Here is a 6892-nt window from a genome sequence, read left to right as displayed (position 1 = left end):
AGGTCATTGCCGGCCCCGCCCTTGAGCGTGTCGTTGCCGCCACCGCCAAACAGGCCGTTCGGCCGCTCATTGCCCAGGAGGATGTCGGCCGCCGCCGTGCCCACCACGTCCTCGATCTCCACCAGCGTGTCGATATAGCTGGGTGTGGTCAGGCCTGCCGTGAGGAATTTTTCCACCTTGCCCGTGACCAGGTTGGCCTTGACGCCGCCGGCCATGCCGCTGAGGCTGTAGTCCGCCGTGTCTATGCCGCCGGCTCCGCCATCCAGCAGGTCGTTGCCGGCTCCGCCGTACAGCCTGTCGTTGTCGGCCTGGCCGTACAGGGCGTCATTGCCGGCCCTGCCGTACAACTGGTCGTCGCCGGCATCCCCGCGCAGCGTGTCGTCGCCCTCATCGCCGTCCAGCATGTTGTTGCCGGCATTGCCTGTGAGCGTGTCGGCCAGTGCCGTACCCACCAGGTTTTCGATGTTGCGCAGCACATCGGTAAAGGTGAAAAATTGCGGGAAATAGGAGTAGGCGGAGTAGGAGATGAAGAATTTCTGGACCCTGCCGATGGCCAGGTTGGCCTGCACACCCGAAACCAGCGTGTAACCTTGCGCGGAGGCGTTCTGCAGGGTTCTGTAATTCACGGTGTCGATGCCGCCGTAGCCGTCCAGGGTGTCGTTGCCCAGGCTGCCGTAAAACGTGTCCCCATCGACGCCACCCTCCAGGCTGTCGTTGTAATTGCTGCCGGGAATGAAACTGCTCATGACGTCTCCTTGAATGGATGGACTGCTTGGGGTTCACGTCAAAGGGCCGGCCAAACGCCGGACCTTGATGCGCCGGGAAGGGAAACGGCTTCCGCACGAAAACCGCACACACAGGATAGGCAGGCCCACGCCGAAAGCCGGCGGCATTGCCTTCCGGCAGACAATGTTCTGACGCTTTCCCCCAAATAGTGACGGTCTTACCGGGTTGGCGCAAACCTGCCGGGGTTTGTGCCCGGCAACGCGCAAGGCTCCAGGCCCTGAAGCCGCGGCGGCTAGACCGCCTTCACCGCGGATCAAAAAGAGAAGCCGCGTCTATGCGCTGGGCTCAAGCGCCGGGCGTCCGGGGGAGCAACTGAGGCTGCCGCAACCCTGGATGGTGTCCTTGGGCAAAGCCTGCGGCATGCTCATCACACCCGTCACCGGGTCGTAGCCTATGCCGCGCAGGTGCAGCGCCAGCGCAGCGTCCATGGTCTGCGCATGCTGAGGAAACCAGAGGGCCAGCTCTTTGGCCATATGGCGCAAGGACATGAAATCCCCGGCCCCGGCCATTTGCAGGCCTTCCCGCATGACCTGCAGCACCACCTTGTGCTGCACGCTGTGGCAGTTCGTGGATGAAAACCGCGTGTCCAGCATCCAGCGGTCTTCACGGCTGAAGTGCTCATCGGTGTGCTCCACCAGCGTGCGCCACTGTCCCGCCAGCGCATCGTCCGCCGCGTTTTCCGCCTGCGCCAGCAACTCGACGAACTCCCGGTGCGTGTCGTCCATCATGGGCAGTCCAAGCACAAGGGCTTCAGACCATTGAAGATTCGGCATGTGTGTGCTTCCGGCGTTGGCAATACACAAGCGTAAGCAGGGGCACGGCGCCAAGGCTTGATCCACGTCATGGAAAGCGCATTCGCGGCACGACCCGACGTCCTTCCCGTCAGGCCCCGGCAGCTACTTCCGGTGCAGCGCCGCCAGAAAAAAACCGCGCCGCTTCGCTGAGCGGCCTGTCCTTGCGCGTGATGTTACATCTTCGACGGCGAGCCCGTGGCCGAAAACGGCTTCCTGCAGCTCGACGACAACAAGCCCGGCCTGGGCCTGACGATGAAGACCGAGTTCCTCAAAGACTTCAACATCGTCGAATAAACATCAAGTGAACACCATGACGGCCAGGTACCAGGGCGTGTTTCCGGTGGTGCCCACCACCTTCACCGATGCGGGCGAGCTGGACCTTGCGAGCCAGAAGCGCTGCGTCGATTTCATGATCAATGCCGGCTCGACCGGCCTGTGCATACTCGCCAACTTCTCGGAGCAGTTTGTGCTGTCGGACGAGGAGCGCGAGGTCCTGACCGTGACCATACTCCAGCATGTGGCGGGCCGCGTGCCGGTGATCGTAACCACCACCCACTTCGGCACCAAGGTGTGCGCCGAACGCAGCCGCCGCGCGCAGGACCTGGGCGCGGCCATGGTCTTGGTGATGCCGCCCTACCATGGCGCGACGATCCGCGTGACGGAGGAAAAAATCTACGAATTCTTCGCCACGCTGTCGCCTGGGCGGCGACGCAATCGAAGGACCCTGGGACGGCGAGGAAGCCATCACCCTGCTGCCCGACCTGGAGGCCGGCGCCACCGGCGCGATGACGGGCGGCGGCTACCCGGACGGCATACGCCGCATCATGGACGCATGGACGGCCGGCAAGCGCGAAGAGGCCGCGGCCGAGTACACGCGCTGGCTGCCGCTGATCAATTACGAGAACCGCCAGGGGGGAATCCTGACGGCCAAGGCGCTCATGAAAGAAGGTGGCATCATTGCGTCTGAAGCGCCGCGCCACCCCTTTCCCGAAATGCACCCGGCGGTGCGCGCCGGCCTCCTCGAAACCGCCCGCCGGCTGGACCCCCTGGTCCTGCGATGGGCCCGCTAAAACCGACACGCCATCAGGACATCCATGACCACTTCGATCCCCTCCGCCGACACGCTGCACCGCAACCTCATCAACGGCCAATGGGTCGAGGGCACCAGCGCCAGCCCCAACCTCAACCCCTCCAACCTGTCGGACGTGATAGGCCAGTACGCGCAGGCCGATGCGGCCGGGCTGGACGCGGCGGTGCAGGCGGCGCAGGCGGCCTTTCCGGCCTGGTCGACCTCGGGCATACAGGCGCGCTCGGATGCGCTGGACAAAATCGGCACCGAGATCCTCGCGCGCCGTGAAGAGCTGGGCACCCTGCTCTCGCGCGAAGAAGGCAAGACCAAACCCGAAGGCATAGGCGAGGCCACGCGCGCCGGCCATATCTTCAAGTTCTTCGCCGGTGAATGCCTGCGCCTGTCGGGCGAGACGATGCCCTCGGTGCGGCCCGGCATAGGCGTGGAAATCACGCGCGAGCCCGTGGGCGTGGTCGGCCTGATCACGCCGTGGAATTTCCCGATTGCCATTCCGGCCTGGAAGATCGCCCCCGCGCTGGCCTTCGGCAATTGCGTGGTGTTGAAACCCGCCGACCTGGTGCCGGGCAGCGCCTGGGCGCTGGCCGAAATCATCTCGCGCTCCGGCATCCCGGCCGGTGTGTTCAACCTGGTCATGGGTACGGGCCGCGTGATCGGCGAGGGACTGGTCAACCACCCGGGCATCAACGCCATCAGCTTCACCGGCTCGGTCGGCGTGGGCGGCCGCATCGCCGAAGCCTGCGCGAAGAACCTCAAAAAAGTACAGCTCGAAATGGGCGGCAAGAACCCGCAAGTCATCCTCGACGACGCCGACCTCACGCAAGCGGTTGAACTCAGCGCGCAGAGCGCCTTCTACTCCACCGGCCAGCGCTGCACGGCTTCCAGCCGCCTCATCGTGACCGACCGCATCTACCCCGCTTTTGTCGAAGCACTGCAGGCGCGCATGGCGCGCATCAAGGTGGGCGACGCCCTGACGGCCGGCACCGACGTGGGCCCGGTGTCCTCGCTGGCGCAGCTGGAGCAGGACTTGAGCTACATCGAAATCGGCAAGGCCGAAGGCGCCACGCTGGCCTTCGGCGGCGCGCGCATTCCTTGCCACACCGGCAGCGGCGCCGAAGGTTTTTACATGCAGCCGGCCCTCTTCAGCGAGAGCACGGCCGGCATGCGCATCAACCGCGAAGAAATCTTCGGCCCGGTCGCCAGCATCATCCGCGTGAAAGACTACGACGCGGCGCTTGCCACCGCCAACGACACGCCGTTCGGCCTGTCGGCCGGCATCGCCACCACCAGCCTCAAATACGCCACCCACTTCAAGCGCCACAGCCAGGCCGGCATGGTGATGGTCAACCTGCCCACCGCCGGGGTGGACTACCACGTGCCCTTCGGCGGCCGCAAGGGTTCGAGCTACGGCCCGCGCGAGCAGGGCAAGTACGCGCAGGAGTTTTTCACGACGGTGAAGACGGCGTATACGCTGGCTTGAGCATGGCATGTGCGATGCGGGCGGCCCGGCTGCCCACGAAGCTGCAAACGGTGCTTCTGGTGCTGACGGCGGCTTACTTCCTGGCCAGCCTCGGCCACTTCAGCCACAACGCCGAGTTCATCTGCGAATACCCTAACCTGCCGGCCTGGCTCACGCGTGCACAGGTCTATGCGGTGTGGGCGTCCATCACCTCCGTTGGCGTAGTGGGCTTGCTGTTCATGCGCAAAAAATACATGGCCACCGGCTTGCTCCTTGTGGCTATCTACGCGGCGCTGGGCTTTGACGGGCTGGGCCACTACGCGTTGGCGCCCATCGAGTTCCACCCCTTGATGGCCAACGTCACCATTCTTTCGGAAGTGATTGCTGCCGCGCTTTTGTTGCCGGCGGCGTTGTGGTTGTTGGCGTCGCATATGCTCCGCGACCAACCGGGAACTCAACCGTCATGATTCAGCTAGCAGTTCCAACAAGCCGCAGGTGTCAACAATGAGCCATGCACTTTTCGCATTGCTGTCCGATCTCGAGGCCGCCAAGATCCACTTCACGCTTGGACGGCATAGACCCGACTCCATACTGGTGAGCTTGACGCTGGTCGGCGAACGTGTGGAGGCGGATGTGTTCGCCGATGGGCACATGGAAGTCTCCCGTTTCAAGGGAAATGAGGATATCGTTGGTGATTCTGAACTGGTCTCGGAACTGATCAAGAAGAACCTTGAATAAATGGTTTTCCACGCGTTGAGATGACCGTGGCGATTGCGCTTCGATATTTTTTGCTTACTTCCACCTCAGGTATGACATGACCTTCAACGAAATGCTTCTCTCCCTGATGCCAACACTTATCCTGGGCATTGGATGCGTATTCATCATCCGAAAGTCGGGGCTCTTGGGACTGCGTGCGCATCGCCAGCGCGTTGAAGAATTGCTGGAGCGTATTGCTCAAGCAGTGGAAAAAGAAAAAACTGATGACCGTGCAACTCCCTCGACCCAGCAATCCCGACGGTAAATAGCAGAACGCATGACTGCAGTGCCAATGAGAAAATCAACAGCATGGTCCAACAAATCGTTTTTGTAGATATCGATGACACCATGGTCAGGTCCGTTGGTGCGAAGCGCATTCCCATGCCCGCCGTGATCGCGCAGGTCAGGCGCCTCAAATCGGAAGGCGCAAGCTTGTTCCTCTGGAGTTCGGGAGGCGCTGAATACTGCAGGACCACGGCTATTGAACTGGGACTCAGCGAGTGTTTTGATGGCTATCTGCCAAAGCCTACGGCCTATATCGACGACCAGCCCGTGCACGAATGGCGGTTTTGCAAACATCTTTATCCGTCGCAGGCTGAGAATGTTTAAACGAATCTTCGGTACCGGCGAGAGCGTCTCTTTTGGGAAATTGTCGTTTGCAGGTGCCCTCATTGCGTGCGCCCTGTTCCTTGTCGTGTCGTACATCAACCGTTTCGGAGTGCTTTTCGGAGGCAATATATTGAGAATGCTGGATCAGCTTGGCCTGGTGCGGAAAGAGCGCAGTTACCTTGCTGAACTCAAACCGAGCACTGTCTTCGCCCTAAATGACGCCAACGCCGTTCTCTGGTTCACTTGGCTCGCGTTCATTTTTGCCGGTCTTGGTGTTGTCCTTGCCCTCTACGCCGACTACAAACGTGAATCAACCCTATATGCAAGCGCGGGTTTTATGGTTGCGACTCTGGGCATCGGGCTTCTTCACCCATTGCTCATGGTTGCGGTTCAGGCCACAGGGGCTGTTTCCCTCATAGCTATCAGGGGGACCCGTGGGTGGACAAGCCGGCAGGTCGTCCTGGATGAAAGCGCAAAGCTCCGCACACCCTCCACGTTGGACGAGCCATCCCACAAGCGTTAAGCTCCCGCGCATGAACCACCCCCTGCGCTGCCAATGCGGCACTTTACGCGGCCACGTCAGCCACACCGAATTGGTGTGCCGCGGCATCTGTTACTGCAAGGATTGCCAGGCCTATGCGCACTTCCTGGGCAAGGCCGGCGAGATTCTGGATGAGATGGGTGGGTCGGATGTGGTCGCCACCCTTCCCCAGCATGTCACTTTCTCGCAAGGCATTGAATCGCTGGCCTGCATGTCACTGAGCGACAAGGGCATGCTGCGCTGGTACGCGAGCTGCTGCAACACGCCCATCGGCAACACGGCGCGCGACTTCAAGGTTTCGCATGTCGGGCTGCTGCATAACTGCCTGCGGGACCCATCGGCCAGCCTGGACGACGCCTTCGGCCCGGTGCGCATGCGGGTCGGCATGAAAAGCGCCAAAGGCAGTCCCAAGGCCATGGCGGCCAGCACCACCGTGTCTATCCTGCGGTTTATGGCCAGGCTGGTACGCGCAAGGCTGGACGGCAGCTACAAGAACACGCCCTTCTTTGACCCGGAGACGGGAACGCCCCGCGTATCGCCCAAGGTGCTCACGCCGGATGAGCGGGCCCGCTTGATGCAGGCCGTTTAGACCTTCAATGCCTCCTCGACCAGCGCCAGCAACTCAGGCAGGCAGCGTGTGGCGAGGTCAAATCGCGCCACCATGGCCTGGCGTGCCGCATGCCCCAGGTGCGCATGGGCGGCCGGGTCGGCCAGAACGTCCACGACGGTATCGGCCAGCGCCCGCACGTCGAAAAAATCAAACAGCAGGCCGTTGACGCCGTGCGCCATGACCTCCTCGACAGGCGCGGTACGGCTGGCGACCACCACACAGCCCGCGCTCATGGCCTCCAGGCAACTCC

The 6892-nt window shown here is 62.3% G+C and carries 10 protein-coding genes and 2 pseudogenes; 9 read left to right on the top strand and 3 right to left on the bottom strand.

The window, feature by feature from the left end; all coding sequences use genetic code 11:
- Together ACLV8F_RS24565 and ACLV8F_RS24560 are read right to left on the bottom strand one after the other, a co-directional pair.
- Positions 1-746 (bottom strand): calcium-binding protein (locus tag ACLV8F_RS24565; RefSeq protein WP_411886813.1); only part of this gene is annotated, 746 nt, incomplete at its 3' end.
- Between the two features lie 312 nt (positions 747-1058).
- A complete protein-coding gene (locus tag ACLV8F_RS24560) occupies positions 1059-1559 on the bottom strand; it encodes a hemerythrin domain-containing protein (RefSeq protein WP_411886812.1) in 501 nt (166 codons plus the stop codon).
- 195 nt (positions 1560-1754) lie between these two features.
- On the opposite strand from ACLV8F_RS24560, the pseudogene ACLV8F_RS24555 reads away from it, so the two are divergent.
- From ACLV8F_RS24555 to ACLV8F_RS24515, 9 genes and pseudogenes are all read left to right on the top strand, one after another.
- A pseudogene (locus ACLV8F_RS24555) lies at positions 1755-1874 on the top strand (L-rhamnonate dehydratase); the annotation flags it as partial.
- Between the two features lie 16 nt (positions 1875-1890).
- Positions 1891-2650, top strand: a pseudogene (locus ACLV8F_RS24550) (dihydrodipicolinate synthase family protein).
- A 24-nt stretch (positions 2651-2674) separates the two neighbouring features.
- Positions 2675-4147 (top strand): aldehyde dehydrogenase family protein, encoded by a 1473-nt coding sequence (locus ACLV8F_RS24545; RefSeq protein ID WP_411886811.1) that lies wholly within the window; start codon positions 2675-2677, stop codon positions 4145-4147.
- A gap of 50 nt (positions 4148-4197) precedes the next feature.
- On the top strand, positions 4198-4593 hold the full coding sequence (locus ACLV8F_RS24540; protein WP_411886810.1) for a hypothetical protein: 396 nt from the start codon (positions 4198-4200) through the stop codon (positions 4591-4593).
- A gap of 37 nt (positions 4594-4630) precedes the next feature.
- Positions 4631-4864: a hypothetical protein gene (locus tag ACLV8F_RS24535; protein ID WP_411886809.1), complete on the top strand. Its 234-nt coding sequence runs from the start codon at positions 4631-4633 to the stop codon at positions 4862-4864.
- A 76-nt stretch (positions 4865-4940) separates the two neighbouring features.
- A complete protein-coding gene (locus ACLV8F_RS24530; protein ID WP_411886808.1) occupies positions 4941-5147 on the top strand; it encodes a hypothetical protein in 207 nt (68 codons plus the stop codon).
- Positions 5135-5491, top strand: a complete 357-nt coding sequence (locus tag ACLV8F_RS24525; RefSeq protein WP_411886814.1) for an HAD family hydrolase — start codon at positions 5135-5137, stop codon at positions 5489-5491. The genes ACLV8F_RS24530 and ACLV8F_RS24525 overlap by 13 nt, the downstream gene beginning before the upstream one ends.
- Positions 5484-6014 (top strand): hypothetical protein, encoded by a 531-nt coding sequence (locus ACLV8F_RS24520; protein ID WP_411886807.1) that lies wholly within the window; start codon positions 5484-5486, stop codon positions 6012-6014. The genes ACLV8F_RS24525 and ACLV8F_RS24520 overlap by 8 nt, the downstream gene beginning before the upstream one ends.
- Positions 6015-6024: 10 nt before the next feature.
- Positions 6025-6621 carry a DUF6151 family protein gene (locus ACLV8F_RS24515; RefSeq protein ID WP_411886806.1) on the top strand — a complete coding sequence of 199 codons (597 nt, stop codon included), beginning with the start codon at positions 6025-6027 and terminating at the stop codon, positions 6619-6621.
- Here the strand turns inward: ACLV8F_RS24515 and ACLV8F_RS24510 are convergent.
- On the bottom strand, positions 6618-6892 hold a 275-nt coding region (locus tag ACLV8F_RS24510; RefSeq protein WP_411886805.1), incomplete at its 5' end, for a glycosyltransferase. The two genes, ACLV8F_RS24515 and ACLV8F_RS24510, sit on opposite strands and share 4 nt — an antisense overlap.

Origin of the sequence: Polaromonas sp. YR568 (assembly GCF_943369675.1) — a bacterium.
Lineage (GTDB): Bacteria > Pseudomonadota > Gammaproteobacteria > Burkholderiales > Burkholderiaceae_C > Polaromonas.
Note: the sequence above shows the minus strand (reverse complement) of the source record. Positions and strands in the feature narration are given on the sequence as shown.

Excerpts from the sequence above, each read along its gene's own strand:
- ACLV8F_RS24560 (WP_411886812.1), bottom strand. The coding sequence starts at position 1,559 with ATGCCGAATCTTCAATGGTCTGAAGCCCTTGTGCTTGGACTGCCCATG.
- ACLV8F_RS24545 (WP_411886811.1), top strand. The coding sequence starts at position 2,675 with ATGACCACTTCGATCCCCTCCGCCGACACGCTGCACCGCAACCTCATC.
- ACLV8F_RS24535 (WP_411886809.1), top strand. The coding sequence starts at position 4,631 with ATGAGCCATGCACTTTTCGCATTGCTGTCCGATCTCGAGGCCGCCAAG.
- ACLV8F_RS24530 (WP_411886808.1), top strand. The coding sequence starts at position 4,941 with ATGACCTTCAACGAAATGCTTCTCTCCCTGATGCCAACACTTATCCTG.
- ACLV8F_RS24520 (WP_411886807.1), top strand. The coding sequence starts at position 5,484 with ATGTTTAAACGAATCTTCGGTACCGGCGAGAGCGTCTCTTTTGGGAAA.
- ACLV8F_RS24515 (WP_411886806.1), top strand. The coding sequence starts at position 6,025 with ATGAACCACCCCCTGCGCTGCCAATGCGGCACTTTACGCGGCCACGTC.